Below are 26,494 nucleotides of genomic sequence, written 5' to 3'. Positions count from 1 at the left end.
CTGACGTAAGCCAGACCAAGCTTTTCTTAACCTACTGGCGTTCCTCTGATGAATCGTCTTTTCAGGTTGCAATTCGTCGGACCGTTGGCGCTCTTTGTCGCCACGCTTTGCGCCGAACTGGCCGCGCGTGCTCTTCAATATGCCCCCAGCTCCGAACTTCTCTGGTTCGTCAACCTCAGAATGTTCGGGATCTTTCAGCGAAGCGATGCACTCTTGAGCTACATCGTTACGATTGAAGGGTTTCAGTTGTTCGGGGTCGCGCTTCCGATTTTCCTGCTGGCCTGCTACGGGTTGCTGGCCAAATCGAGGCTTCCCTTTACCGTCGCTACCCACTTGAGCGCCGCCTATGCGGGCTTCTTGGTCATTTCCTGGCAGGCTTTCGTACCCACCGTTACGCAGGCATCGCTACTTCCTGTGGCGGTCCCGACCGGTGCCGGTCTGTACGTGATGGCGACCATTTTGGGGACTTGCCTTCTCTCCTTTGCGATCACGCACCTTCTCTATTTCCTTCACGTGCGAAGGGAAATCAGCGCTTTGGTAAGTTGGTTGCGTACGATTTCGTCTCGTCCAACAACCGCATGACGTCGCCTCGCCGCGCCGCCGAACTGCTGCGCGTACAGATGCCGGAATGGCCGCGCTCGCGGTCGGCAACTAAAAGGGGTCTGGCAAAATGTCGGCGGAAAATCGCGGGTCGGCTGACAATGCGGCATTGAGCAGGCTCAGGCTCTCGAACCGAAGATTTCGCGGGCCTTGCCGCGGCGCCGAAAGGGGCCCCGGGTGCGAAAGCAAAGAATGCAAGCGCTCTTAACCGCGTGCCGGAAAGCAGACTGCAGAGCTGCGGCGGAAAAGGTGACCGCTAGGGCGGGATGCGGGACGATTGATCCTGCTTTTTGTCACGCTTCAGGTCCATGCGATCGATGCGTTCATCGATCAGTCGATTCAGTTTCTCGTCCCGCAGCGTATCCCTCCTGAACAGCCTGCCATGCAGGTGATAGGCAAGGAGAAGCAGGATCACTGCAGCCCCCGCGAGATAGTAGGTCCAGTCCATACTCAGAACCGCGCCTAGCAAGCTTCGATTTCCGCAATAGGCGAAGCTTAGGATCGGCTCGGCCGCTTGTCCAACGCTATCCTCTGCGGTCGCGCCTGCGGGACGTGTTTCGAAACCCGCGGCCGCCAATTGAGGCCGAAAGCGAGGGCGGCCGAATGGCCTTGCCATGCGTGTTTCGCTTGGAGCTCATGTACTCGGAGCCCTCATTTGGCTGTTCCGACTGGGTTTGTCCACTCAGGCACGGCAGGCATCGTGGTGGCGGAGAGACGGCTAGCTGGTGGGGCGACGCCCCCTATAAGTGCGCTCAGCGACGCCGAGCAGTTTTTGTGGTCGTGAGATTGAACTCAGAAATTTCGCTGGCCGGTTTCTGCGGTAGAGATGGCAATACAGCCGAGGAGGTTCGGAAGTTTCAGGAACTGGCTGCGAGCGTGTTCGCTCCCTCGATCAGCCGAGCGCAGCCGTCCACGGTTGATCGTCGGTCAATGCGACCGCCGCTGGCGCGGGCTTCTCCTTCATAATTTCGAAAAGAGCAATGACGGTAATCAGGTAAGCACGCCTGCAACAAAACTGAGGGCGGCAATTGCCCAGACTGCACGGGTCATTGAAATACCCAGAATGAAAGCGGTCAGCGTATCGTAGCCGCGTAGCCGCGCGGGGCGGGAAAGTGAGATCCGGACGGCTGCAGGCGCGTGATTCGGTCACGGTTGATCAGGAGATTTTCGCAGACCCACCCAGTGTCGTTGCAAAGCACGCAGGCCGGCCCATCGACGATCTCCTTGGCTTCAACCAACCGAAGAAGCTTGGCGCTGGCCGGAGTTTCGCCAGATTCGTATTATGTTGCGCGCTGGCCTCTCGAGCGCAAAAAAGCTGCATACCGAAACGGCGAAGGCAGCGACGATCGTGACGGCGTAGAGTTGCATCGGCCATGTATCGGGTAGCCCGAAGACGAATCCGAACGCCATAAGCACGATCACATGCGTCATGTAGATCGAGTAGGAGATGACGCCGATGAAATGTAACCCGGTAGATGCCAGCACCCGCGATGTTAGTGAGGCGGGATTTGTCGCAGCAAGTATCACGAACGGAAAGAGAAATATCAGGGCCTGCGAGCTGACAATTCCGAAGAACTGAAACACCAAAATGGCGACAAAAGTCAGCCAGATGTATGTCGAATGCCTCCCGCTGAAGACGCATAGATCGTCTTGCGTGTTGAAGCAGAAGAAGGCGAGCCATCCAGACGTGAATTCAAGGATGCCTCGGATTGGATTTACCCAATAGCTCCATTGGCTCTTTGCGACGTATAGCTCGGGTACGGTTAGGTGCTCGTCGAAGTATTGCACGAAAATAACATATGAAGCTGCTCCGAGTACAACAAGGCAGATCAGTCGAGCGTTAGGTGAGCGCGGTGCCTTTGCATGCAGTAAGAGTGGAAACAGCACAAGATAGCATAGCCACTCGACGGATATCGACCATGCCGGAGGATTCCAGAAGACGCCTGAACCAATGACCGGCAAGGAATTAAGCATCGATAGCTGCAGCAGAAAGTCCGTGCTGGCAGCGCTTACGGGATAATTTTCAGGATTAATGGCTATCGGTAAGATATAGCCCGCGCCAGCAATGATCAGAGTGACGAAGTAAAGGGGGTAGATCCGCGCAATTCGAGCGATGATATAGCTCGAAAACTGAAAGTGCTCCCTGCGATAGACGTAAGACAGCGTGAACCCGCTGAGGCAGAAGAATAAGTCAACGGCTGCGTGCTGCCACGCAAAGAGCCCGTGAGCGCTTCCCGATAATTGCTGGAAGTGTATGTAGGCGACGGTCATTGCCGCCACACCTCGAAGCCCCGTCAACGCCCTGAATTCTGGCCGCATGCCCTCGCCCAGCTTCTCGACACTCGCGGCAGCGTCCGCGTCCTGGCGTGAACCTACCACTGTGGACTCAGTCCACTGTGGACTCAGTCTGAATGACAGGCAAGACGCCGCGGATGGTCCACCCCGATCTCACGCGGCTGGCGGAATAGGCGCTCCGTCAGGTCGCCTTCGCAGCGCTTGATGATCGTTACATAATCGCAGGTTTCATTCCTGCGCGGCTCGCGCATGTTTGGATTTTGGTCCGGGCAAGGCTTCTCGAAGCCCATATAACTTTTCGCAGGTGCTCGAGACGACGACAAAGGTTGTGGTCCGTTTGGCCTATCCTCGGCCGAGCCGGGGACAGCAAACAGGAAGTAAACGGCCAGAAACGACGCCGATCCAAGAAACTTCATGAACAATCCCCAGTGCGAATACCTAAAACATATCACTACGATTAGGAGGCGAGCAACGCCGCTGGACCAGTTGCGTTCTGGGAATAACAGGAAGCGACCGATGAGGCCCGACTGCAATGGTGCCGACTGTGGTCCACTTCTCGACCAGCCGGCCGCGCCGGCTCGTCGTCTTGGATGCTTGCTAAGGCTCGTTTCGCGCCGGCAACCTGCAACAGGTTGCGCCAGCGTGCGGCTCCGGCATTACCGGCGACGCCATGAAGATAAGGCTCCCCTAATTCAGACTTAAAGCGGCCGCCGCCGGATCCGCTAATCAGCCAGCATGGACCTGAAGTAACCGTGCCGACAAGTGAGCCCTATGTCAATTTAGGACGAGGGCTGGCGTCAGCGTAATGAACTGCGTCTGTCAAAAGCAAGCGGAGGTCGGGGCTTATCCGAAGGGATTCATCGGTCTTTGGCTCTGTTTCGCGTTCGCGAAACCGTGAAGAGACTTCGTTCGTCCGCGCAAGCACGAAACAAAGACCTCGGATTGGAACCCGTTTCCGGCAACCGCGAAGTCACGGCAAAACGCGGCCGACCTAATGTGGGAGTGTTCTAACTCGGAGAGCCAGCAATGCGGTCTCACCAAACTTTAGTTGCGCCAGTCATCATCTTGTGCTGCTCGGCCTTGAGCATCTGAGCATCTCCACTCTTGTAATGGTCGGGGTGCGGTGAGTTCGTTGTCGAAACGTATTTGCGTGAAGAATTTACGTCTCTTGCCTTTTTGGCGGTTACGCTCGCGGGCGTGATTCTGCTCGGCTCCGGTCTGCTCGCACGGATCATCGTGGAACAGAGCGCGACGGGACGCACGCTGTAGGCCTAGTCAACGCACTGCCGGAACCAGTAAACCACCGCTCACCGTATCCATTGGCATGGACTAGGGGGAGGCTCCCTCACGATCGGCCAGCCGTGAATGTCGTATGTTTGTCGGTGCGGTTATGCCGCGCCAAAAGCGGAAGGGCCCGGTGATGGCCGGTCGCCGGACGCAATGCTTCGTCTGATCTGACTAGGTTGGGCGCCGGAGCGGCAAGGGTAATTCCCCGGCCTCGTTCCTCACCCGACGGTCAAAACTACCCAGGATACGGATGCGGCAAAGAGTGCTTGAGAACTGACGCCGAGCGGCCAACCAAGCCTCCGCTTCGTGTGGGCCCATCTATGAAAACGTTGCAAGGTCGTCAGGGGCTGCTTCGGAACCAACCTGTGCACGACCTGCAGGGGATCCGGCCTCATGCCTGCGAGGGCGCCGAGCACGATCACTTCAATCGTTGCCGGCGTCGCGAAAAGCCAAATTGCTATTAATAGACCCGCGCACGCATCGCAGCCGATAAGAGCCAAATCGAGGAAAAGCTTCTGATCTACTAGCAGGCGGTGATTGTTGGCGCGGGACTTTGACGTGATCCCTCGAAGTGGATAATCCCAATGCGGGATCGTATCGATCGCAAAGTGGCTTGCGAAGGCCGCAACCGCAACGAGGACCGGTGCGACGGGAATAGGCATGCGATGGCGCCGCCGACAACTGCGTGGGTGCTTAAGATCATATCGCCTCGGCTCGTCTGGCCGCACGGTTGGTGCAGCGATCTCCCTGGCCGTCCAGCCTGTTCTGCTCAGCCCGCGCGAGTGCCTTCGCCAGTTGCTTGGTTGTGGCACTGTCGACGATAGCGGATGGACGTTAACGATAGCTCCAATTGGGCCGCGCGCTCCAGGGGGATTTCTCGGGCCGAAGGCTAATTTGATGGGTCGTCCAATGAAAAAACGCAGGCCGCCTGTTTTCTGGACCACTTTGCTCTTCTGAAATCCGGCGCGTTGGGGGTACTCCCTGGTTCAATCGCGCGAAGGAGCGGTAGGCTCGGCTATAGTCTTGCCTGGTCGAGGTGGCCGAATCCGCATCTGGATAGTTTTTGACCGTCGGCTGACGAATTAACGTGCGATGAGGTGGAAGGGCCGTGGATCACGACAAACTCAACGATCGCCTCACGTCTCTGGAAGGGCAGGTCTCTCGGTTGCTAGTTGCCCTTTGCTGCGCGCTTGGCGTCATCCTCGTGCTTATCTTCTATCAGAGAGCGCCATTTTCTTTCGATCAGGATGTGGGTGACGCCTTCGTAAGAATGATCGGTGCGGTCGCGTCGTCCGTCGTAGTGGGCTGGCCCATCGTGAGATGGGTCGTTGGCAAAAAGTCAGAATAACCGCTTGCCCGTCCGCACTACTATGACCTGTGCTGCTCAGCCGGCGCGAGCTGCGCCAGGTTCTGTTTCCATCAGGGATAGCCACCGAAGATCGTCGCCGCCTAGGCCTAGGATGTCAAAGGCGAAGAGCTGAACTTCATGGTCATGCTTGCGCGAGTGTAGCCCGCTGAAATCGGAAATCCCGTCGACACCCAGCACATCGCGTCCAGATGAGGCCCAGAAGAGCGTTATCAGCCAGCCGCTGGGAGCTTCTATCTTCGTTTGGTGCGCGGCAGCTTGCTTGAAATAATCCTGCCGCACGGGGAGCACTTGAAAATGCTAACACTGGGCAAATGCGACACCTCGGGCAATTCGCCCACAAGCGACATTCGACGCGAGCACTTTTCACAAACGGGACGCCGGACATCGTCGTCATTGGAGCGCGTCATAAGAGGGCCAAAACCTGAAGAACTACTCCTATAAACTTCGGACAAACGGTCGGCCAATCGAATCGGAATAACAGCCGGCCCCGCTCCGATCCGAGCGAGGCGCTGAAGCACATCGCCGCATTCAATGCGATCGAGAAGGAGATCCGCGGCCGCAGCACGGAGGAGTGTCGCCTCGTGCGGCAGCAGAAGAGCCGACTCACTGGCAGTGCCTTCGAGGTAGGGCTGCGCGCCAAGGTGACTCTCATCAGCCAGAAAATCAAGCTCGCCGAGGCCATCCGCTACGCCCTCTCGTGTTGGCAAGGCTTAACGCGCTTCATCGATGACGGCCGCATCGAACTCGACAACAATAGTCGAACGATCAATCCGTGGTATCAAGCTCAGTCGCAAGGACGCGCTGTTTGCCGGATCCGACGGCGGTGCCCAACACTGGGCTGTCGTCGCGTGCCTGGTCGAGACTTGCAAGCTCAACGACGTCGATCCGCTCGCCTATCTCTCCGACGTCCCGACCAGGATCGTCAACCGGCATCCCAACCGCGACATCGACCAGCTACTGCCCTGGGCCTACCGCGCTCAAGCCCTCAAAGCCGTGCCTAATAACGACGCTTACTGTGCACCGCCCCTAGACCTATCTTGCGCTCGCCTCGGCCTTCGAAGCGGCGCGGCTGCACCCCAGCACGGCGTCCGTCCTGATAATCAATCCACCCCCCAACGCCAATCGCAAGACCATGGGGCTTTCCGAGACGGGCTTTTTTCGGTGCTCCCAAGACAACAGGTTCCCTATTCGCCATCAGAAAATTCCCTGTTCTGATGTGGGCGCATCCTGGGGCCCTGGGGATTTCTGAGGATTTTCGGGTGCTTCTTGCCAATTGTCGTTTTGCGAAGACTGCCTGCGAGGGGTGTTTTCCCTGTAAATTTCCCTGTTAGCAGGGAAATGATAATTTGGCTTTCTTTGATCGGCTTTTGAATCGAGCGGGCGGGGCAGGGACGTCTGCCAACTGCGGGGTCAATTGGGCCCGATCACAACGTCGGCGCGATTGCTGCCGTTTCGAGTAATGAGAATGACGCCGTTGCGAATGGTAAATCTCGCGCCAGTCAATTTCCGCACCTTCTCCGTGACCTGAGACGGGAACGGGATGGTTTCTCCCAAAACGGGATCGCCAATCTTAATCGCATCAGTCGCGGAGCCTGCGATGGGGGCAGGCTTGATATAATCCCGGACCAACTGGATCTCTTCGCGCGATAGCTGCAGCAAAGCCTGGTCAGGACGAGCTTGCGCCGGTGGCTTGGGTGTCCCGCTTGACTTGTCATGTGTTTCATTGGCGAGAGCGATCTGATCAAGTTTAGCTAGGCGAAGCTTAAACGCAATGATCTCGCGTTGCAGCGTTGCGATCTCCCCTTTGAGCGACTTGACCTGTATGAAAACTATGGTCGCAGAAACGCAGATCACGATGACAACAACGCTCAGCAATGCGAGCAACCAGCGCTCGATGTTTCCGATCGCCCCTCCGGTCGCCTCGGGGAGTTGATCGTGCTGGAGGTGCCTGCGCCAAATATGGTGTCCTTGCTGCATCCACTCCGCAATTGCGGTTGCACGTCCGGACTTCTCTGGGCCGTAACCGAAGTGTGCGCCGATGACAGGGCGGAGGTCTCTTGGGGAGGATGAACTATCGGCGAACTGTCGCTTTGATCGATGGTTGGATCCGGCTCTCGGTCCTCGGTGACGTTATCGTCCGCCGGTGGTTGGGCGGCGTGCGAATGAGGGCGGGACGGATCGTCCTCCATCTGGTGATTGAACCGGCCATTATCCGTTCTCATGGAGCCATCTGTCAACATCAGCGGTTGTGCCGACGGTCCATGAGAGGGGCAGTTGACCGTCGGTCTGGACGCTGCGCGTTGTGAGCAGACGCAGCCGGAACTGCAAATCCCTCTAGCATGGACCTCGACGTAGACCGTGCCGATAAGCGAGCCCTATGTCAATTGAGGACAATGACAGCAGTATTGGAGCAGGCTTTCCGAGGCCGCAGATGGTCTTCGTCGCGCATGCCTGGGCTCGGGCCGCGCACCGCGGTTCACCTTGCAGACGCCGCCCCTCTCGACGCACGAAGTCCGGCCTCAGCAGCCAATACGATGTTCAGCTTGTTGATTGGTCCTCACAGCACTTCGTCGGACGTCATAACCAAATACCGACGAGATGTTCGCTGGCTTCAGTTCGAGGTTGGGTCCGAGATCGAGAGAATTCGTCGGTTTCCGGCTTCGGTTTGGCCAGCGAATGCGCCAGTCTCGTTGTCGACCTCTTTGGGGCTCAACAGCGCGTCCCCACGAGGCAGGCTATCACGGCCACGATCAGCCGACGGTCAGCGCAACGAACGCGCTGACCAAGATCGTTGGCATTGCGAGACAAGCGTGGCACCTCTGCCAGAAGCGGCATTCCGCTGAAACAGTGTCGTCCCCTAGTTGGCTATGATTACGATCCCACTTTCGTCGGCTTCGTTTCGCTGACAAAGGCGAGGGCGATTCCTCGCTGCGAGGTCGCAGGTACGGGAGACGAGGACGACTTCGCGACTGCATCTAGTAGCGGCGGCGGCCCCAGCAAGCGGAAGAACGTCTGCGTTAATGTTACTTGGGCTGCTTAGCGACGCCTGATTCCCTTCGCAGATGGTTCTGCGCCGCGATCGCTGCAAGAGTTTGCAGCGATCGTCTGAATTTGGAGCGCAGACGTTGCGCGTGCGCCGCCTCCTTTGGCTCTGACAGGAACGCAATCTTCACTAGGAAGCGACTTAATCGCGATGTAACGAGACGATTGTCAGACTTTTGCGAGGGATCTGTCTTCGTAGCTCAGCGAGATCCAACGGGTCATGGTCGGGTTCATTCGCCAAATGAAGCTCTCGCGCTTGCGGCGGATAGAACGAAGCCGACACGCCGAGTATGATGGCGCGCCGACTTCGCCAGGGTAGCCCGAACGGGGGGAAATGTCGGCTATCAACAACACTAGCCGTGGCCGACGTGCTTGCAATCTCGGCTTCGAATTAAGCTTGATATCGCGCGGTCCCGTTAATTCTGGAACTCACCGGAGAGACAAGGGTTCAAGGCTGCTCCGCTACAACAAGCTGCTTTTCCAGCACAGCAATCGTCGCCATAAGGTTGTCACGCCGGGACCGGTGGTTTCTGGCGAGGATTGAGTATGCTCGGTCCGAAAGATTTGAGATGTGCGTCCGCTGCTCTTCCGCGACGATATCGGAGCTGAGCAGGTGAACTTTCCAATGAAGGTCGGCGAGTAGGGCTTGCAGCTTGATCCTGGTGCTTAGGGGATGCGAAGGCGTCTTGAAGCGGGATGGCATCCGCATGTGCTTGCTCCAGTTTGGCACGGATCGAGGGCGGCCGTGCGGTCCTAAGCTGCGTCTCGCAACCTCCGTGCCAGCCTCTCACAGTCCGGTCCTGCGCCCTTCGTCAGCACATTTGGCTGTGGATCAGCGCTTCAGTGTGAACTTGCGATGATGAGGAGATTGTTCAGTACCGGCGTACAGCAAAGCGACGACGAGAGCGATGTTGTAAGGATTCTTGCTACGCCAAAGCAGCCATATCAGGAAATAGGTCAAACCGAGCTTCGGGATAAGCCACCAAGGACCAAGTCACGTCTGAGCAATATGCACGAATGGATTCAACTCGCCAAGGCCGAGATTGAGGATCATGTTAGTAGTGAACAGATCCGTGAACCCAAGCAGCAAGACGGAGAGCACCAGGAGCGTTTTAGCCACATAACCACGGCCCAAAATTATCTCGTAAGCGAATGGATTTGAAAACTGACAGAATTGCAGTCGGCATTCGTTTCAAGATCAGCAAGCTCGAAATGATTCGTTGCCTAGAATTCGCGGACAAGGTTGGGTCATTGTCGACGTAACCCCGTAGCACCGGCATCACCGTTCGGTTCGCTCAACGACGAACCGTCCTAGCCTCGAGTTTCCCCGCTGCAACGGATTTGAAATTTTCCAACACGTTCATCTTGGACGGGGGAGCTTCATGGAATTTCGCGCGGAGAAGATTTGCGTTGTTGAGCACAAATGCCAACACTTCCGACAACTTCGTCACGGCTCAGCGCAGAAAGGGCGGGCACCATCCTTTGATGATCGCGGCTTTTCGAACCGCAAACGTCGCGCCGATCAATTTGGGCAGCTTTTGCGCAAAGCAGACGGAAGAGGGGATCGTCGGGCCGGTGATGGGATACTACCTTAGGGATAGATAACCGCATTCCCTTCAGGGCTGTGGGTCAGTAGTGGTCCGGGGTTGCCGAACGTAACCGGTGTTTGACAATCCATCGGATCAAAAGTCGCTCTGGCCTAGACCCCTGTCATCAAGAACGCGGCTGTCCGGAAAATAAGGGTTACTGGAAATGGCGGTCGCGTTGCAGATCAATTTCGCGCTGTGGGGCATGATCGTTTGTGCCGCGATCAAGATCAGCCAGCTAGCAGCGGCCGTTTAACCTAAGAGCCAACCGGCGAGTTTTAGCGCAGCACGCACTATGGTGTAGAGCCAGCCAGCCGTCGCGACGCCGACCGCTAGTGCGTAGGCAGCCACGAAGGCGCGAGCACGAAAAGTCCTCTCATGAACGGCGTTGTGTTCTTGCGCGGTCACGTTGACCCCAGGCTTGCTTGGCCGGTTTGTATCAGACATGACTCACCTGCGAGTGTGAAGTAAGTCACACACCATTCTTGCGCCTATCTGGAAAGCAGCGGGCGAAAGCCGCACCAGCGCGAATCTTCGCTAGCTGAGATCTGCGGGCGGTTTCTCTTTTGGGCGCCAGCTTTCCAGCCAGTATCCGCTGGTAGCTACCAAGGACGGGCGCCGATAACGATGCCGGTTTGATGGGCAGCCTGCAATAACGCGGTGAAATTAAGCTAACCGCTCAAGGTTAAAGGGGAGAACCGCTCCCTTAGGATCTAGAAACGCTTCTCGCGAAACTAGCTCCGCGCGACCACGAGCCGTTCCGCTGTTTTTTTCGCCTTCAGTGTGCAACGAACGACGCTGCCTGAAATTCCGGCGGCGACACGCCTTACGATTGCTTCGTAACCAACTTCGGTGCGACTGGGTTAGCTACGCCGGCCCGGCGGGATTCGCAGTCGATTGGGCCCGGAATGGGACCGCGCCTCAAAACTCCTCAACCTGAAGAACAATGAATGCTGTTAAATGCTCACTTGCCGCCAGACGCAGCCAAGTTGTTTCGAGAGGCGTTAGCAGTCGCGCAACGTTCGACCGCCCGGCTTCGAACACCACGCTCTCAAACGGAAATCTGGCGGCCGCGCACGGCAACATGAATATCGGCGGTGGGAGATCGAGCACTTACAGACGTTTCGGCAAACATGCTCGAGGTCATCGTTGATGCGCATCCCGCGGACGACGCCATCGGATTGGCCACGTCGTCGCTGACTTAAATGTTCCGCGGAAGGCGTCGAAACCTATCCAATCTGGCAGTTGGCGGCGGCCGATCTTCATAGTCGTGGTTACACTGGAAAAATGCTCGTCTCACTTTCGTAGGTGATGTGGTCGGCGTAGTCGTGTCCCCGGCGGTGGTGTAGCTCGGTAGAGCAAAGCCGCCCGGACGCGCCCCCCCAGATAGCGCCGTAGCGGGAAGGCGGCTTGCGGCACGGAGGGAAGCTTGGACCGATAGTATGGTTTCGGTGCTGCTGATGAGCTGTCGGGCGGCCTTTGATCGCCAATTCTTCACCAACCGCTGCACCGTACGCCGCTGATGGCCACTGAACTCATCGGGCGGATGCGCGGTCAGCCGGCAGAGAAGATCGACCGCGGACGAGTGCGGAGCCGCGGCAAGCCATTCCTCGATCATGGGAATGTATGGGTCGAGCTTCGATGACCGACGTGGCACAGGTTTGCGCCGCACATAGCAGCGCCGATGAATACCCCGCTGCTCACCGTGTTTCCAACCATCGCCGAGCTCTCGGGCAAAGGCGGCCAAGTCGCTTTGCAAAAGCGCGACGGTCATCCCTGGCTTTCCGGCGCGCTGATCAACGCGCTTGCCCAGCTCATTTTGAGCGTCCCGCATCTGGGCCAGCAATGCCACGGGATCAAGCGTGCGGTAAATCTCCCGCAGCCGACATTTGAATGCCTCATTGAGATGCGGGTGGACCAATGCTCGTTCGTACGGAGTAGCAGGAGGAAGATAACGCTTGATCACCTTGGCACCTTCGCGGTGCTTCTCCTCCAGCTTAAACGAGGGTTGGAAGAAATTGATGTGCAGCCGTGCCGCGGCAAACAGGCGAGCCAATGAACGAGCGGCATCAATACCTTCAAATCGCCCGTAGCCCACGAGGCGACGAACGATAGCTCCGTTCTTCTGTTCAACGAACGCTTGATCGTTCTTCTTGTAGGCCCTGGAGCCAGTGACTTCGACATCGTGAGAACGGCACCACGACACGACCGTGTCGTTCATGAAGGCGCCGTCGTTGTCAAAATCGAGCGCGCAAACGGGCCAGGGAAATAGGTTCTGCGCGCGCTTGAGGGCCTCGACCACAAGCGCTGCTTCACGCACAACGAGCGGAAAGCATTCGGTCCACCCCCTTTGCGATATCCACCATTGTTAGCGTCTGAATGAAGGCGCCGGATACGGACATGCCGCCGTGCGCAACCAGATCCGCTTCGCAGTACCCCGGCGGAGGTGATCCCCAGTCGTTGAATGTACGCACCGGGACTTGCCGCCGTACGGCACTGGAAAAGCCCGACCGTCCTCGGCGTCCTCCGGCTGCTGCGATCCTTACGTCGCTCAGCAGGCGATCGATCGTCGCCGCGCTAACCCTCAAAACCTTCGACCGCTCATCGGCCGAAAGCTTCAATCTGCCGTGCCGTTCAAGAGCCGGAAGCAAGAACGGGATCATTGCGACGAGCCGCTTACTGCAGAGCCGGTCGGACGCGTCCCATAGCACAATCAGCGCCATGCCAATGGAAGCTCCGTAGGTCCGGCCACGCCGCCGCGGCACGGCCGATCCCGATGCCCCGTCCGCTGACAGCGTTCGGATCGCGTGCTTGCGATGCCATCCCGCAACGGCGCACAGCTCGTCTAGATCCGTCCTTCTCGAGCCGCCCGCTCGCCCGATAACGATCGGCCAGCGCTGATGTGATCTCGCTCTTTGCGCGCATGCTGATCTTCCCTGCCCTAGCCGCCACCGAACTGATTCCGCAGCTCCGCCCCAGATACAACAGGGAAGTTGTCCGGTAACATTTTTAACGAGGCAATGCGGGGGCAGTTCCGGATGGCGTTTGACAGCAGAGGCTAATCTGATCACTTCATTTCTGTTTCCAATCGTCCCTAAAGTTGTCGAGGGAACCAGTCTGGGAACGTTCGCCGACTTGAAAGTTGCGACAACGTGGCCTCTTCACACTGTTTGCGGAAAAGCGGATTTTCAATCCAGGGAAAGCTCGGCAAACCCTAGGCGCCCTTTGTACGAGGTGAAATATGCCGCTCTCGCTTATTGAAACCGGCCATTGCAACTTGGATCTCAAACCTTCGCCGATTGAACCATCCTGGATCATCGAAGGAAATCCCGAAGCTCGCTCGGGCCTGCTGTCGATCAGTGCGTGCAAGACGGCCCGCACTCTGATTTGGTCTTGCACCGAAGGCAAGTTCAACTGGCACTACGATCTCGACGAGACCATTATGATTTTAGAAGGATCAATCGTGCTTGAGAGCGAAGGCATGCAGCCAAAGCGTTATGGCGTCGGTGACGTGATCCATTTTCGCAGGGGTGCGCAAGCCAAATGGCACGTCGAGGGCTATGTAAGGAAGCTTGCTTTCCTACGCCTGACCAATCCGTTCCCGTTCGGTATTGCCATCCGCGCCGTCAACAAGCTCAGGTCCTTAATAGCGGGGAGGGCGACCGGCGGGTTACTTGCGGAATAGATCGCCGAGTGATTGCATGTTGCCTGCCACCGAGGATCGCTCCGTGGTTAAGCCTTGCCACATATCACTCGGTCATTGATCTACAAAAGGCCGGCTTGAGCGCACGATCGGACGTGAAGGATGTTTCTGCTGATCCGGGGCCACATGCAACGGTGGCCTGACATTTTTTTCTCATTTTATTGAGGCCGCGCGAAGTTCTAGGGATTCGCCGCAGTTCGGCCCAAAATTGGAGCGGCACGCTGATGGGGTTCGTGTCCCCGTCGTATCGCCTTGCAACGCTTCCAGTAGCAAGAACTTAGCCGGGATTGCCTCGGTAGACGATTTGTTGCCGTCCCAACGCACGCGATGCCAGCCACCCCTAGAATTGCTTTCGATGACGCCGCGGCGATATCTCCAGCGCGCGTGAAGCTTTGGATTAGGCACCATCCAGCGCACGCCTTCCTCTGTCAGCATTACCAGATCGCCGCGGTTCAAGCAGGAAGATGCCGACATGCCGAGCCCCCCTTCGATAGTCGAGAAACGCGAGGTCGATTCCGAGTCACCGCTCGCTTCGCGCTGATGCCCAGATCGAGATCGTCAGAACCGCCCCGTTTCCGATTCCGAGCAACACGAGAATGCTTTCCGGCATCGCGAATCAACGCGCTCCGGCGCGTGACGAGCGAATTATGAGAAACCGGGGACTGCGCGAAAGTCATCTTTTGGTTTATCCCCCGGCAGTTGAGATATCGGACGATTGCCCGTCCGGACCGCCGCCCCAGCCGAGCCATCGAAACGGTATACTCCGTTCGGCGGCTTCGTTTCACCCAACCACTCGGCCGAGCAGACGGATGCGGGTGAGGGGCTGGCCCTACATGGCCTGAGCGGTCTACAACCTCGGGCAAGGGGGTGGAGGTCGTGGTGTCGCCGAGCGGGCTCTGGGCGACCAATTGTTCGGCAGCTCTCCGTCTGAGCGCCCTCAGCAGACGTTGCTCAATCAATGCTGTCTCTTCCAAACTCCTCGGGTATTTCTTGCTTGGGCCGGGCCGACGATTGCGAGCGCCCAAAGCTGCAGCTGCTCTGTGAGCCAGTCTTCGATCGTAGCAATATGCGGGTCTAGCTTGGACTGCGAGACCGGATCGAGCGAGCGATACTGATGGCGTAGCCGTTTCTTGACGGCCGACGTCAACGTAGGATGCGCCAATGCACGCTCATAGGCGGTCGATGGGGGATTATAGCGCTTGCAGACTTCCCTCACGTCGCTCCTTCTTCAGCTTGAACGACGGCTGGAAGAAGTTCGAGGCCGCATAGAAGCGGCCCGTCGCGCACGCCGTATCGACGGCAGTCAGCGAGGCCATAAATGGCTGAGCCGCTCCAGCTCGATCAGTACATCAAGCTGCTGCGCGCGAGGCAGGAAGAATGAGCGCACCCGATTCAGGTCAGCGGTTCTCCCGCGGCGGAGAAAACTGAATTTCGATGCTCTCTTTCATGCCTTGGCCGAGCGATCATCGCACTAGCATATACCGCGACTGCAAGTGCCGCGAGCGGTGGTAAGCAAAGCAATAGCAAAACATGCACCATCTAAGTTCCCTAGCAGCAGGAGACTTCGGCCTGGGGCGATGCTCCGAAATTTGAGCCACTTTGAGGCGCGCCGGTGGCGAGAGCAAGAAAGCCCGAATACCAGCGCTCACTTTTTGAGCGCGCTGGAGCTGGTCTGAAAAGATCACGGCTGAAACGCGGAGACGTACCGACCGGCATAGAGGTTGCAGTTTAGACGATGCTGGGACTTCGGTGTCCCAGTTCAAGTTCAAACTGCCGCCTGGTGTGCAAATTTGAAACCAGCGGCCCGACCAAGTGGGAGGCTAACGTTGGCCAACAACACGCAGCCGCCAGGCCCCAGGTTCATCGTTCGGAAGGGAAGCGTTGACTGGATGGTCTACGATCGAGAACTCAAGAGGCCAGCGCAGTTGGGAAAAGATGGTCGCTTCGGTGAGAGGTTGACCAAGGAAGAGGCCGAACAGCTAAAGCAGAAGCTGATGGACGACCTCGTTAGGCAGCAGGGAACGCGCTCTGTCGCTCAGCCAAAGCGCCCGGCCAAGCGCCCGCCATGATGGTCATTCAAGTTCCGCACGGATGAGCCGGCGCATCCTTTGAGTTGAGGCTGCTTTGTACCGGCCTCAGGATGGCGAAACCACGTGAAGCTCTCAAGCAAGTTCGAAACGGCACCGGCAGGAGTGATCTTGCCGTGGAGGCATTGCCTAATTCATCAACGCAGAGCGTCGATCGCGTGCGCGATCAATATCGCTGACTGTGGTAAGCACTACAAGCAGCCGCGTTATCACCGTTCACCTCTGTCATTGGGAAGGTGAACGCGCTCAGCTATAGGGGGACAGACCATGAAGCCACTAATCGGAATCGTCGCGCTGTTTTTTACGGGTAGCGCATTTGCTCAAACTGCTCCACCGAAAGCGAGTAACAGGCCAAGCTGGCAGCGCAGCCCAGGTCGCTGCGCCAATGGGTTGCAAATTAGTCTGCACGGCCAGGGGGCACCAAGATCTGGGCGGGTGACGGCACTTCTGCGGCAGCCTCGGCGGAAACACCTCCGCCGCCCTCCCGGGCTGCACCGCCGCCCGCCGAAATCACCGGCCCCGAAGCGAAGCAGTGATCGCGTTCGCGACTGCTGGGAACGAACGGCGCTTCTCCGAAAAACCCGCCGGCCTTGTGCGGCTGGCCGGAGTTATTCAGATAGCGAGAGACGGACACCTATCGCTTCCTTTGTTTAATAGCACCGCAGCCAACGGCCGTGAAAGGCACCATCAATTTATCCTTAATGCCATGCACATAGTTTAGGCTTGGGACGGGGCCGCGGGGACATACGCGGCCTTGTGCTTGGGGTTGGGGGCTCGCCAGTTTGCCAGCCCGGGCGGGCCCTCCCTCACCTGCTGCGCCTTAAATACATTTCCAAGTGTGTCTTAGATGACATTGCGCTACGGCAGAGTTGCAGTACGTTGGGGCTCACCGGGGCTGGCTCCATATTTCACTTAAATCTTTTCACCCGGTTTTTTTTGACCAATGCGCGGGGCCGCAGCTGCCTCCAGCTGCGGCCTTCGTATTCTCCGATTTACTTCTAGGATTGAGTATAATGTCTAATGAACATTGCCTTATCGTCCACGCAGCTGGAAGACAGTTAGATCTGCTGCGCGGAGAAGCTTCGCGCATCGCAAAGGGAAAACGGATCAACTGGTGGACCGATCGCGTCGAAATTGGCACACGCTTCTGTTTCGAAGATGTCGCGGCGAAAGAAACTTTTGCGCTAACCTGCGACAATTTTGGCATTCGTTGCCGAGATGGCTAGCCAAGTAACCACTTGCCAGACTAGCCAGCCTGCCGATAAAGTCGCGTGCGATCGCATTGAAGTTCGCGCGGCGCGTCGTAGGGCGAGTTGTTGAAGCAATTCGATGCGCGTGGTGGCGACCAAAGCGGCTATTGCCGGTACTCATATCGCTGACATCGGCGATCACCGCGCTTCACCGTCGTGATCTCCTGGAGATTGTTTTTTGGGTCACAGTGCAATAACGCGTACTCAGACAAATACGGATATGCTATGCGCCAACAGAGGCTAACGCCCGCTGCAACCTCTCGTGGATATCCACCTATCGTATACGTGCAGGCATTGTTCAGGCCAGGATCTGATCTTCTAGGCCTGTCGGTAGTGTCTTGAGCATGAACCTGGACTAGCGAACCCAATGCAAAGAACGAGACAGATAAAGCGCGCATTTTCGCCTCCTCTTGCTTTCAAGGGCTCGTGCTTCAAATCATCAACCAACTGTGAAGGGTAACCCTAACACTAGCCGGCCCGCCGTTTTGGATGACAGTGTTGGACCGGCGGTCTGTTAGACGGAGCAGGGACCCGCCTCTCGAAAGCTTAGACCCGGCTCATGCCTGCACAAGTAACCCTTTCGAATTATACGGGGCATCAGCATCGCGGATGGCCGAAAGATCATCAGTTTCGATGAAGGTGTTACTTCTCTAGGTCCCGAGGTCTGGTCCGCCTAGGCCTGCTTCCGCCACACCGCACCTCATAGCCAATGATCGAAAACGTATCTCGTCACCTGGGGTTCTGTGAATCTGATTGGCTAACCACTCAAATTCGAAAGTCTCGTCTGGAGTGAGACTAGCCAAAATGATTTGGCCACGCCGGTTGGTACGGTAAGGAAAATTTCGCCACATGGGATGGGTACTCAGCGAGGTCTAGCCTGGGCGGGATCCGACGCAGTTATGCTGCGGCAAATCCCTGACAGCTCGCCAACGCGCTAAAGAGGTGGCCACGGTTGACGCACAATAGAAGGCTCCCGATCATCGACAACTTAACTTCACTGTTAAGCTTGATGTCCGCGCTGCAAGTTAATTCCGGAACGGGAAGATCGCGGGCATTAGGCGACCATAAATTTCTTTTGATCCGATATGCCGAAGAGCGATGTACGAACTCAGTTTGCGGCCGCGATGATGAGGAGGAGATTGTTGATCACCGCGTAGAGAGAAACGCCGCGACAAGGGCAATATTGTAGACGTTCTGGCTTCGCCAAAGCAGCGCCATGACATGGGCACCGGCGGGTTTCGTAGCAGATGAACATGCCCCGGAACGTTGTCTGCTGTACTTGCGCGCCTGCAGGAAGCTCTGGATCTTCGTTATCGCTTGTTCAGCGATCAAATTCGTCGTTGTCGCTGCTCGGCTTGAAGGAAGTCTGACGCTGATCATACTACCCGCGCCGCTCGCGCTCGCGCGCCACTTGCCGCTCGGACGGATTGCGGCCTATCTTCGTCTCCAGCTCTGCTAGATCGATGAACACGTCTGCCTGGCGGCGTAGCTCGTCGGCGATCATCGGTGGCCGCGTGACGATCGTCGAGACCACGGAGACACGGACCCCGCGCCGCTGCACCGCCGCGACCACAGGCCGAAAATCACCGTCGCCGGAGAACAGGATCATCTCGTCGAGCTGCCCAGCGAGTTCCATGGCATCGACCGCGAGCTCGACATCCATGTTGCCTTTGACCTTGCGACGCCCGGAGGCGTCGACAAATTCTTTGGTCGCCTTGGTTACGACCGTGTAGCCATTGTAGTCGAGCCAATCGACCAGTGGGCGGATCGACGAGAACTCCTGATCCTCGATGACCGCCGTATAGTAGAAGGCCCGGAGCAGCGCGCCGCGTTCCTGAAATTCCATCAGAAGGCGCTCGTAGTCGATGTCGAAGCCAAGCGTCTTGGTCGTGGCGTAAAGATTGGCCCCGTCGATGAAAAGAGCGATTCTGCTAAGTGCCGAAGGCATTCTGACTCCCGAATGCGGAAAGTACGCCCGCAAGCAGCGCCTTGACCCATCTATCCGGAGCCGGTGGAGCGGCTTGGCGCCGCTCTATCATTCGTGGTGGCAGCTGAACTCCGGCTACGACAGGCTATCTTCGATCTCTTGCCGGTGAAAGTGTTTTCGTGGGCTAATGGACTCGTCGGCGGGATGCTTCCAAGCGTGGCGGCATCCCGTCTCGAACGCGCCGGCGACAGGCGGCCAACGCAGTCCGAATTTCGCTGCGGCGGAGGGAGAGGGGACTGAGCGCGACTGCTGATCAGGCGCGACGATGCCGAGACGCATATCGATGTGGCCAGTGGGATGCAAAGCCTGACGTCGCTCGGAATTGGGATCATCTTCGTCGCAGGTGTTCAGAAAGCGCTGGCCTTCCCTAGCACTAGACCGCTGGTGGGAAGGCCCGCCGGGGCTGGCGAACGGGCATGCCAGGGAAACTTTGGGTCTACAGGAAGGTGTTTTGCGAGCTTCCGCAGTGCAGCGCTTGCCGGTTAGCTCGAATAAGTTACTCTTCAACCTTTTGTAGAGGAGCTACATTGCCATCAAGCATTGAAGCGATCGTTTCCGCCTATGTACGTTTAGAAAACCGGCGAGCCCTGGAGAGCATGCGAGACCTTCGGGGCAAGTTGCTGGAGAAAGTACAGGCCACATCTAGCATTGACCCGGCTCAGGCGCGAGATGCTGTACTTGCGGACCTTCGGGTGATCGAGGAGGGACTGGAGCAACTTCGGCGGCCACCCGGGACAGTGCCTGAGAACGAATGGCGCTAAAATCAAAGATGCGCCTTCTGTAGGAGGTTTGTCTGCCGTTCCATCTGCAGTGCGAGCTGCTTGCGTTCGAGCTTGAGCGCGGCCTGCTGCTCCACCGTGTTGTGACCGTCCCGCTCCAGAACACTGATCAGGAATGCTTGGTCTTCAATATGCCGCTGGCGCTTCTTTATCTCTGTCATCAAGGCTTCGAGCTCGCCCCGCAAATCCAAATCCACAACGGATGCTCCTTAAGTAGTATCGGCTGAAAGGGGACACTATGGGCATCGACCGCTTAAGCAAGGATAGCTGAGCCATAGGGTTGGGCGCAGTCACGACGAAGGCCGCAGCGATTGGGTTCGCTGCGGCCCGCGCTTGGTCAAAAGAACCGGGTAAAAAGATCTAAGTGAAATATGGGCCAGCCCCGGTTAATGGGGTATACGGAATGGCGAGGGTTCCCGCTCTTACAGGTGTGAATCGAAAGTTAACAAAACGGGAGAGGCTCCTCAGACTTGGGTTGGAGACTCCGGCAACCTGCGGTGCGCGTCCGCACAGCCAATTGGGACACTAGTTTTACTTTTCAGAAAATGGAGAAGTTTAAGTGGCTATGGGTACAGTTAAGTGGTTCAATCCGACAAAGGGCTATGGGTTCATCCAACCCGACAACGGCGGCAAGGACGTATTCGTCCATATCTCGGCGGTTGAGAAAGCCGGCTTCACCTCGCTCGCAGAAGGAGCGAAGGTTAGCTTTGATGTGGTGAACAATCGCGGCAAAGACTCAGCGGAAAATCTTCGGATAGGTTGATCGGGGCGACCGCCGGCTCAAAACGCCGGTCGCCGGATGTTTGTTTGGCTCAATCTGAGTTCGTACCGGCGAATCTCGTTGAGGCGTGTCAGGCAACAATCTTCAATAAGTGCCCACATGACCGCAATCCCCCTTGTTCATGGAGGCAAAGCTAGACGAGGTTTGTTTCCGGAGTGCTTCTTGCGTCATGAAAATGGCCCGCCGGTTCACTAGCGGGCCTACATCTTCGATCAGGTCGTATTCGAAAGCGACGTCCTCCAGGTCGTTCTCCTCGAACCACTTTTCCGCGGCATCCACCGTAGTGAAAACCTTGATGTGATCCTTGTCGCCCACGGGTCCGGCGGGTATTGACGTACACGAAGACGGTCATCGATCCCTCTTGAGCTTGGGCCATCACATGTCGGAGAGACCGCCCCGGCTCCGCAGGAGGCTAATTTAGGGTATGGGCCGGAGCTGCTCCGCCGGCTCCTACCGGCGAGCCGACGAGACTTACAAGCCGGGATGATGACCGTTGTTGCTCTCCACGCCACCTGCTTCGCGCAACGGCCTTTGTTCCGGATCGGACGGCCAAAAGAATACGCTGAGTCAATGACACGCTACTACTTCGATCTGGTTCACCAAAAGCGGCCTTAGGGCTGACGAGGAAGGGTTAGAGTTCGCGGAATGGAGTGCGTAGAACGGGAAGCCACCCAAGCCATGGCCGATGCCGCCGAGGAAAGTTGCAGCGGCATCAAGCCCGAAGAAGCCACCATTGAGGTTCGTGACGATTCCGGTCCCGTGACGCGGGTTTCGATTCGAGCGAATTAGGGGCAGTAGGCACCATGTCTTCCGCGAAGGGCCTGTCGGCCAATGTCATTTCGGACACGCCGACCAGCATGATGACGTTTAGCCTTTGCCAACGCTTCAGGAATTGGCCGAGGCGCTACCTCGCTTTCGGTTCTCTGTTAGCTGTATCCGGTGCTGCTGCCTGGTGGTAGTCATCCTCCATTCATACGGAAACACCCGGCACATCTTCGAACAGATGGAAACCAGCTACCGGTTCTAGCTGAGCCAGGAACAGTTGGAATGCTCAAAAAGGGACGTCAACGACCTCGACAAGCGGACAGAGTCCGCGTGGTCACGCGTCACGCGTGTCGAATGCATTGACCTCCTTATAGTTTTGACTCATGCGTCACCCGGCAGTCATAGCTCAGCTGAGCCGTTCGTTAATAGAAATTAACGCGGAAATAAAACGGCTCGTCCCCGCAACAAATATCAGCGAATCATAGTATTCGTTTGATTCGACGCGCCGAGTAGTCGGAGTAACAATTGGCCGCCAAGATTCCGGATCAGTCACTGGATTTTTCGTCGAGCCAGTTCTGCTCGAGGGCGAAGACCCCAACCTATATTGGAAGATTGCGTCCTTAGCGATCGATGGGCACCGACCGCAGAGTGTGTTGTATTGGATTGCGCTGAAAGACCTTGTTACAAAGCTGTGGGAAGAGCGTGTTTTTCGGCGCGCTACGAGCGCCATCATCCGCGGTGGGCCGTGGCTTGCAGTGGAGTAGTTCTTAAGTGAGATCCTCCCCGGTGAAGATCGATTGAAGTCGGCGGAACAACAATGCTGCTCGCCGGGCGAATAGGCGTTTCAGCGCGAGCAATAAGGAAAGAGACGAGTCCGGTCGCAGCTTGCGAAGTATGAATGACGGAAGCAGAATTGCTCGCGCGGTCAGGACAGAATAACGCGACGCCATCTTGATGTTTGAGGGGATAATTTTCATCACGCGAACGCAGTCGCCGAAAGCTGCAAAATGAGATGAGGGCGGTCTTGCCAAGAGGTGAAGTCAGGAAGGCAGGTGCAATTGCCCACCAAGAGCGGCACAGGTCTTGCCAAGAGGTGGAACCGGCAGAGGGCATGGATCTTGACGCGCATCGCCATGGCGAAGCCCGAGAACGCAAAGCGGAGTACGGGGCCGAAAAGTCTAACCGGGCGGATGAGGCCGCAATGCCCGCGCCATGGTCTTTCAATTCGGCAGCCGATGGTCCTTCTGCCGGGATCCAGGCTTACGGATCGCGGAACTCCTGATCCCAGAAGGCGCCAGCCAGCTAGAAAAGCCAGGCGCCCCAGAAATGGCACGGGCCGAAGCACAGTTGTTGCGAGTGGCAGCTATACGAAAAAGCTGGGTTCCAACGCTGGATCTGCAATCTCTGTCTCATGGGCAGGTACGGCGCCTGGTGTCACTGGAACGCCATGAATCTCGCTCCCCGCCGTCGAGCGGCAGGCCTGCTTCGCGAGGAACGACGGATGTTGGGATGAGAAAGCGCAAAAGTTGGCAAAACGAACCCAATTTGATCGAGCATTTGAGGGGCTCGGCTATAGAGTTAGTTACCTGATCCAGACGTTTGTTAAGTGCCCGTGTGAAGACTTCGGAAAGTTGCAGGTCCGCCGTCAGCCTTGCCGACCCCGAGCTTTGGTTCGACCGGCAGAGAGAGCCTTCAGCGAGAGCTCCAATTCCGCTCGCGAGCTCCGAATGACGCGCCTCCCGTCTCGCAGGAGCCCGGCAGGGCCGCCGCGGCTCGCGAGCCAGAGCTATCCGATCAAAGCTTGGTTCGCACAAGCAGTTTACGCCTGCAATCGAGAAGGAATGACTGTTCAAAAGAGGCAGGCCACCGCCTGTTTTGACCTCCCAGGCCGAGGTACCTCGAAAGGCAGGGCGCTTGCGGGAAAATGGCTCTTCACGCGCTTGCCGGAAGCCTGATGATGCTGTTCCGGAAAGATCGGGAGCGACTGCGCCGGGATGTTTTGAAGCCGTGATTGCAATCGGCCAGGTGCCGACATCCATTACCTCGGGGGTAATGGATGGGGCGAAATGTGCGTGGTAGGTTTTCGACCATGAACGCACATGCATCCGCGGCACGAGCCGAACCCAGCCAGCCGGCCCATATCGGCGACCATTTGCGCGAGTGGCGGCAGCGCCGCCGCATGAGCCAGCTCGATCTCGCGGGCGAGGCCGAGATATCGGCGCGCCATCTCAGCTTCGTCGAGACCGGCCGCGCCGCGCCCTCGCGCGAGATGGTGCTGCGGCTCGCCGAGCGTCTGGATGTGCCCTTGCGCGAACGCAATGTGCTGCTGGTTGCCGCCGGCTACGCGCCGGCCTTTCCGCAGCGCACGCTGGAGGATCCCGCCTTGAAGTCAGCCCGGCAAGCGATCGACCTCGTCCTCAAGGCCCATGAGCCCAATCCGGCGCTGGCCTATGACCGGCACTGGAACCTGGTCTCCGCCAACCGCATGGTGGCTCCGCTGCTCGCAGGCATTCCGGAACGGCTGCTCGGCCAGCCCGTCAACGTGCTGCGGCTCGCCTTTCACCCCGAAGCACTGGCACCGCGGACGGTCAATCTTGCGGAGTGGTGCGCGCATCTGCTCGAGCGTTTGCACCGGCAATGCGAGGCGACGGCCGATCCTGAATTGATCAAGCTCTACCACGACCTGAAGAGCTATCCGATTCCGGCGCGCGCGGGGCCGCTGTCGGGCGACAATGTCGCGATCCCCTTCAAGCTGCGCCAGGACGGGGAAATACTAAGTTTCTTCTCCACCACCATGGTGTTCGGCACGCCCGTCGACATCACCTTGTCGGAGCTGGCGCTGGAGACGTTCTTTCCGGCGGACGAGCGCACTGCCGAGCGCCTCAGGCAGATGGCCGCAGCCATGTGCTAGCGCACTTGTCTGGGCGGGGGAGCGGCTTATCTTGGGCAAAACCCGCACCGCCGAAGGAGGCGCTCATGAGCACCCTGAAACCGCTCCAGATCGATGTCGTCTCCGACGTGGTGTGTCCGTGGTGCTATATCGGCAAGCACCGGATCGAGAGCGCGCTCGCGCTCGTGCCCGACGTCCCGGTTAAGCTGAATTTCCGCCCTTTCTTCCTCAATCCCTGGGTGCCGCGCGAGGGCATCAGCCGCGAGGAGTATCTCACCACCAAGTTCGGCTCGGTCGAGGCCTATAAGGGCATTGCGGGCCGCGTGGTCGCGGCGGCAAGTGAAGAGGGCCTCGTCTACAGGCCCGAGCTGGTCGCGCGCCAACCCAACACGACCGACTGCCATCGCCTGATCCTCTGGGCCGAAGCAATCGGCAAGGCGCCCGAGATGAAGCAGCGCCTGATGGAGCTGTACTTCCGGGATGGCGGCGATCTCACCGACGTCGACGTGCTGGTGCAGGCGGCCACCGACATCGGTCTCGATGCCGAGGAGGTGCGCAAGCGCCTCGCCACCGACCAGGATGTCGCGCGCGTGTCGGCCGACGCACAGGAGGCTGCCGAGAAGGGTATCTCCGGCGTGCCCACCTATGTGTTCGCGCAGAAATATGCCGTCTCCGGCGCGCAGGATCCGCACATGCTTGCGCGCGCCATCCGCCAGGTCTCGGCGGAGATCAACGCACAGGCGGCGGAGTAGCGCCGGCTTAGTTGCTGAGCAGCTGGATCGCGCGGCGTGCCGTCTCGCGGGCATAGCCACGCGCGACCAGCGCTGCATGGATCAGCCCGACCACCGGATCGTTCCGACGTAGCGGGATCAGCACGTCACCGATCGCAAGGCGGCCGCGCCAGATCGGGTTGATCATGGGATGATCGGCGCTCGCGGTGGAGTCCGCGCTCGCAATGGACGGATCGGCGCAGAGATGGCGGGTCAGGTCGAGCGTAAGCTGTACGCCCGGCGAATATTTGGCGAAGCGCTCGTCGATGCCGAGCTTGAAGAAGAAGGCGCGATCCTGGTGGCGCAGCACGATGCCGGCGGCCACGGACGTCGTGCCGGCGCGCAAGGTGACGATCTCGCATTGAGCGGTCTCCGCGAGCGCGGGAACGGCGCGGCGGATGAAGGCTGCATCGCCGGCGTTCTGGATCAATGCCGTGCCTCGCAGGCCCTTCCAGCCGCTGGCTTCGAGTTGCAGGAAATTTTCGAGTGCCGGCCTGATCTCCTCCGCCTTGGTTGCGACGTCGAAGCTGATCGAGCCATGCTCCGCCAGGCGACGGCGTTGCCGGCGCAGCTCCTTGAGTTTCCTGGTACCGAGCGCGGCGTGCAGTAATCCGTCGCCGTCCTGCGTCGCATCCAGGCTGGCGCGGACATAGCAGTCGAGCACGCGCGGTTTCAGGCCGGCCCGGCCGAGTGCGTCCTTGAGCGAACCCATCGCGGCGCCGTCGAGCGCGACGTCGCGCAGAATCAGCGCATGTGCTCCGGCCTCGCGCGCCCTTTGCAGCAGCCGCGTCGCGGCCTCGATCGAGACGTCGCGGTCGATCAGCGGGCTGCACAGAGTGCCATAGGGATGCGCGCTCACCAGCGCGGGCAGCGGTATCTTCCAGGCCCGCCAAAGCGAGATCACCGGCATCAAGCCGATCAGACGCGTCGCGGAGCCGCCGCAAACCGACAGGGCCGAGGCACCGACACGGCCGCGCGCGCTGGCACTGACGGCCAGTTCCCACGCTGGCAGGTAGTAGCCATTCGGCTCGACGGCCCGCTGCGCCAGCGCGCGCCACTGGCCGGGCTCGACCGCCGTGAGCGGGACAAGCGCGCGCGTTGCATCCTTCACCGATGCCGGTTTCATCGCAGCCTGGTGCGCGATATCGACCACGTCCCGTCGTCCCCGTTCACGCTGGGCGTGCGACCAGCGTTACGCGGTCATGCTTAGCGCAAAGATTGGAAAATACAGTTGGGACGCCACCTCAATTCGAGTGGTATTGTTAACGTCTCATTGAGCATCAGGCAGGTTCCCCGTCCGATG

At 58.3% G+C, this 26,494-nt stretch carries 20 protein-coding genes and 1 pseudogene; 8 read left to right on the top strand and 13 right to left on the bottom strand.

Annotated features, from left to right (window positions below; translation table 11 throughout):
• Positions 1-48: 48 nt before the first annotated feature.
• On the top strand, positions 49-582 hold the full coding sequence (locus tag ACVW16_RS06090; RefSeq protein WP_456802260.1) for a hypothetical protein: 534 nt from the start codon (positions 49-51) through the stop codon (positions 580-582).
• Positions 583-856: 274 nt separating this feature from the next.
• Here the strand turns inward: ACVW16_RS06090 and ACVW16_RS06085 are convergent, their stop codons facing one another.
• From ACVW16_RS06085 to ACVW16_RS06065, 5 genes are all read right to left on the bottom strand, one after another.
• On the bottom strand, positions 857-1,216 hold the full coding sequence (locus ACVW16_RS06085) for a hypothetical protein (RefSeq protein WP_456802259.1): 360 nt from the start codon (positions 1,214-1,216) through the stop codon (positions 857-859).
• Between the two features lie 614 nt (positions 1,217-1,830).
• Complete coding sequence (locus tag ACVW16_RS06080) at positions 1,831-2,919, bottom strand: acyltransferase family protein (protein ID WP_456802609.1); 1,089 nt, start codon at positions 2,917-2,919, stop codon at positions 1,831-1,833.
• Positions 2,920-3,002: 83 nt separating this feature from the next.
• Positions 3,003-3,311 carry a hypothetical protein gene (locus ACVW16_RS06075; protein ID WP_456802258.1) on the bottom strand — a complete coding sequence of 103 codons (309 nt, stop codon included), beginning with the start codon at positions 3,309-3,311 and terminating at the stop codon, positions 3,003-3,005.
• A 1,089-nt stretch (positions 3,312-4,400) separates the two neighbouring features.
• Positions 4,401-4,844, bottom strand: coding sequence for a hypothetical protein (locus tag ACVW16_RS06070; RefSeq protein WP_456802257.1), 444 nt, complete (start codon positions 4,842-4,844; stop codon positions 4,401-4,403).
• A gap of 722 nt (positions 4,845-5,566) precedes the next feature.
• On the bottom strand, positions 5,567-5,830 hold the full coding sequence (locus tag ACVW16_RS06065) for a hypothetical protein (protein ID WP_456802256.1): 264 nt from the start codon (positions 5,828-5,830) through the stop codon (positions 5,567-5,569).
• A 201-nt stretch (positions 5,831-6,031) separates the two neighbouring features.
• Between ACVW16_RS06065 and ACVW16_RS06060 the strand changes: the two are divergent.
• Positions 6,032-6,532, top strand: a pseudogene (locus tag ACVW16_RS06060) (IS66 family transposase); the annotation flags it as partial.
• Positions 6,533-6,961: 429 nt separating this feature from the next.
• On the opposite strand, the gene ACVW16_RS06055 reads toward ACVW16_RS06060, so the two are convergent.
• Positions 6,962-7,528, bottom strand: a complete 567-nt coding sequence (locus ACVW16_RS06055; protein ID WP_456802255.1) for a hypothetical protein — start codon at positions 7,526-7,528, stop codon at positions 6,962-6,964.
• Positions 7,529-9,041: 1,513 nt separating this feature from the next.
• Entirely contained in the window at positions 9,042-9,302 is a 261-nt protein-coding gene (locus ACVW16_RS06050; protein WP_456802254.1) for a hypothetical protein, read from the bottom strand.
• A gap of 159 nt (positions 9,303-9,461) precedes the next feature.
• Between ACVW16_RS06050 and ACVW16_RS06045 the strand changes: the two genes are divergently transcribed.
• The gene (locus tag ACVW16_RS06045; protein ID WP_456802253.1) at positions 9,462-9,755 is read left to right on the top strand and encodes a hypothetical protein; all 294 of its coding nucleotides are present in this window, start codon (positions 9,462-9,464) and stop codon (positions 9,753-9,755) included.
• Between the two features lie 1,625 nt (positions 9,756-11,380).
• On the opposite strand, the gene ACVW16_RS06040 is transcribed toward ACVW16_RS06045, so the two are convergent.
• Together ACVW16_RS06040 and ACVW16_RS06035 are read right to left on the bottom strand one after the other, a co-directional pair.
• The gene (locus ACVW16_RS06040) at positions 11,381-12,481 is read right to left on the bottom strand and encodes a hypothetical protein (protein WP_456802252.1); all 1,101 of its coding nucleotides are present in this window, start codon (positions 12,479-12,481) and stop codon (positions 11,381-11,383) included.
• Between the two features lie 10 nt (positions 12,482-12,491).
• Positions 12,492-12,902: a hypothetical protein gene (locus ACVW16_RS06035; protein ID WP_456802251.1), complete on the bottom strand. Its 411-nt coding sequence runs from the start codon at positions 12,900-12,902 to the stop codon at positions 12,492-12,494.
• A 518-nt stretch (positions 12,903-13,420) separates the two neighbouring features.
• Here ACVW16_RS06035 and ACVW16_RS06030 point away from each other — a divergent pair.
• Complete coding sequence (locus tag ACVW16_RS06030; protein ID WP_456802250.1) at positions 13,421-13,864, top strand: cupin domain-containing protein; 444 nt, start codon at positions 13,421-13,423, stop codon at positions 13,862-13,864.
• A gap of 3,118 nt (positions 13,865-16,982) precedes the next feature.
• Complete coding sequence (locus ACVW16_RS06025; protein WP_456802249.1) at positions 16,983-17,195, top strand: hypothetical protein; 213 nt, start codon at positions 16,983-16,985, stop codon at positions 17,193-17,195.
• Positions 17,196-18,600: 1,405 nt separating this feature from the next.
• Here ACVW16_RS06025 and ACVW16_RS06020 read toward each other — a convergent pair.
• Together ACVW16_RS06020 and ACVW16_RS06015 are read right to left on the bottom strand one after the other, a co-directional pair.
• Positions 18,601-19,167: a LabA-like NYN domain-containing protein gene (locus tag ACVW16_RS06020; RefSeq protein ID WP_456802248.1), complete on the bottom strand. Its 567-nt coding sequence runs from the start codon at positions 19,165-19,167 to the stop codon at positions 18,601-18,603.
• An 802-nt stretch (positions 19,168-19,969) separates the two neighbouring features.
• Positions 19,970-20,182, bottom strand: a complete 213-nt coding sequence (locus ACVW16_RS06015) for a hypothetical protein (protein ID WP_456802247.1) — start codon at positions 20,180-20,182, stop codon at positions 19,970-19,972.
• Positions 20,183-20,544: 362 nt separating this feature from the next.
• On the opposite strand from ACVW16_RS06015, the gene ACVW16_RS06010 reads away from it, so the two are divergent.
• Positions 20,545-20,748: a cold-shock protein gene (locus ACVW16_RS06010; protein ID WP_028141284.1), complete on the top strand. Its 204-nt coding sequence runs from the start codon at positions 20,545-20,547 to the stop codon at positions 20,746-20,748.
• A gap of 102 nt (positions 20,749-20,850) precedes the next feature.
• Here the strand turns inward: ACVW16_RS06010 and ACVW16_RS06005 are convergent, their stop codons facing one another.
• Positions 20,851-21,081, bottom strand: coding sequence for a hypothetical protein (locus tag ACVW16_RS06005; protein ID WP_456802246.1), 231 nt, complete (start codon positions 21,079-21,081; stop codon positions 20,851-20,853).
• Positions 21,082-23,620: 2,539 nt separating this feature from the next.
• Here ACVW16_RS06005 and ACVW16_RS06000 point away from each other — a divergent pair.
• Positions 23,621-24,442 (top strand): helix-turn-helix domain-containing protein, encoded by an 822-nt coding sequence (locus ACVW16_RS06000; RefSeq protein ID WP_456704434.1) that lies wholly within the window; start codon positions 23,621-23,623, stop codon positions 24,440-24,442.
• 65 nt (positions 24,443-24,507) lie between these two features.
• Positions 24,508-25,173, top strand: a complete 666-nt coding sequence (locus ACVW16_RS05995) for a DsbA family oxidoreductase (protein ID WP_456704433.1) — start codon at positions 24,508-24,510, stop codon at positions 25,171-25,173.
• Positions 25,174-25,180: 7 nt separating this feature from the next.
• Here the strand turns inward: ACVW16_RS05995 and ACVW16_RS05990 are convergent, their stop codons facing one another.
• Positions 25,181-26,344 carry a GNAT family N-acetyltransferase gene (locus ACVW16_RS05990; protein WP_456704432.1) on the bottom strand — a complete coding sequence of 388 codons (1,164 nt, stop codon included), beginning with the start codon at positions 26,342-26,344 and terminating at the stop codon, positions 25,181-25,183.
• Positions 26,345-26,494 lie beyond the last annotated feature (150 nt).

Source organism: Bradyrhizobium sp. USDA 4474 (assembly GCF_054057515.1).
This window is presented reverse-complemented; position numbering and strand designations above follow the sequence as displayed.

Bases quoted from the DNA above. Each gene is read 5' to 3' on its own strand.
- ACVW16_RS06000 (WP_456704434.1), top strand. From the start codon at position 23,621: ATGAACGCACATGCATCCGCGGCACGAGCCGAACCCAGCCAGCCGGCC.
- ACVW16_RS06050 (WP_456802254.1), bottom strand. From the start codon at position 9,302: ATGCGGATGCCATCCCGCTTCAAGACGCCTTCGCATCCCCTAAGCACC.
- ACVW16_RS06085 (WP_456802259.1), bottom strand. From the start codon at position 1,216: ATGGCAAGGCCATTCGGCCGCCCTCGCTTTCGGCCTCAATTGGCGGCC.
- ACVW16_RS06025 (WP_456802249.1), top strand. From the start codon at position 16,983: ATGTCTAATGAACATTGCCTTATCGTCCACGCAGCTGGAAGACAGTTA.
- ACVW16_RS06075 (WP_456802258.1), bottom strand. From the start codon at position 3,311: ATGAAGTTTCTTGGATCGGCGTCGTTTCTGGCCGTTTACTTCCTGTTT.
- ACVW16_RS06055 (WP_456802255.1), bottom strand. From the start codon at position 7,528: ATGCAGCAAGGACACCATATTTGGCGCAGGCACCTCCAGCACGATCAA.
- ACVW16_RS06080 (WP_456802609.1), bottom strand. From the start codon at position 2,919: ATGCGGCCAGAATTCAGGGCGTTGACGGGGCTTCGAGGTGTGGCGGCA.
- ACVW16_RS06030 (WP_456802250.1), top strand. From the start codon at position 13,421: ATGCCGCTCTCGCTTATTGAAACCGGCCATTGCAACTTGGATCTCAAA.
- ACVW16_RS05995 (WP_456704433.1), top strand. From the start codon at position 24,508: ATGAGCACCCTGAAACCGCTCCAGATCGATGTCGTCTCCGACGTGGTG.
- ACVW16_RS06020 (WP_456802248.1), bottom strand. From the start codon at position 19,167: ATGCCTTCGGCACTTAGCAGAATCGCTCTTTTCATCGACGGGGCCAAT.
- ACVW16_RS06035 (WP_456802251.1), bottom strand. From the start codon at position 12,902: ATGGCGCTGATTGTGCTATGGGACGCGTCCGACCGGCTCTGCAGTAAG.
- ACVW16_RS06070 (WP_456802257.1), bottom strand. From the start codon at position 4,844: ATGCCTATTCCCGTCGCACCGGTCCTCGTTGCGGTTGCGGCCTTCGCA.
- ACVW16_RS06090 (WP_456802260.1), top strand. From the start codon at position 49: ATGAATCGTCTTTTCAGGTTGCAATTCGTCGGACCGTTGGCGCTCTTT.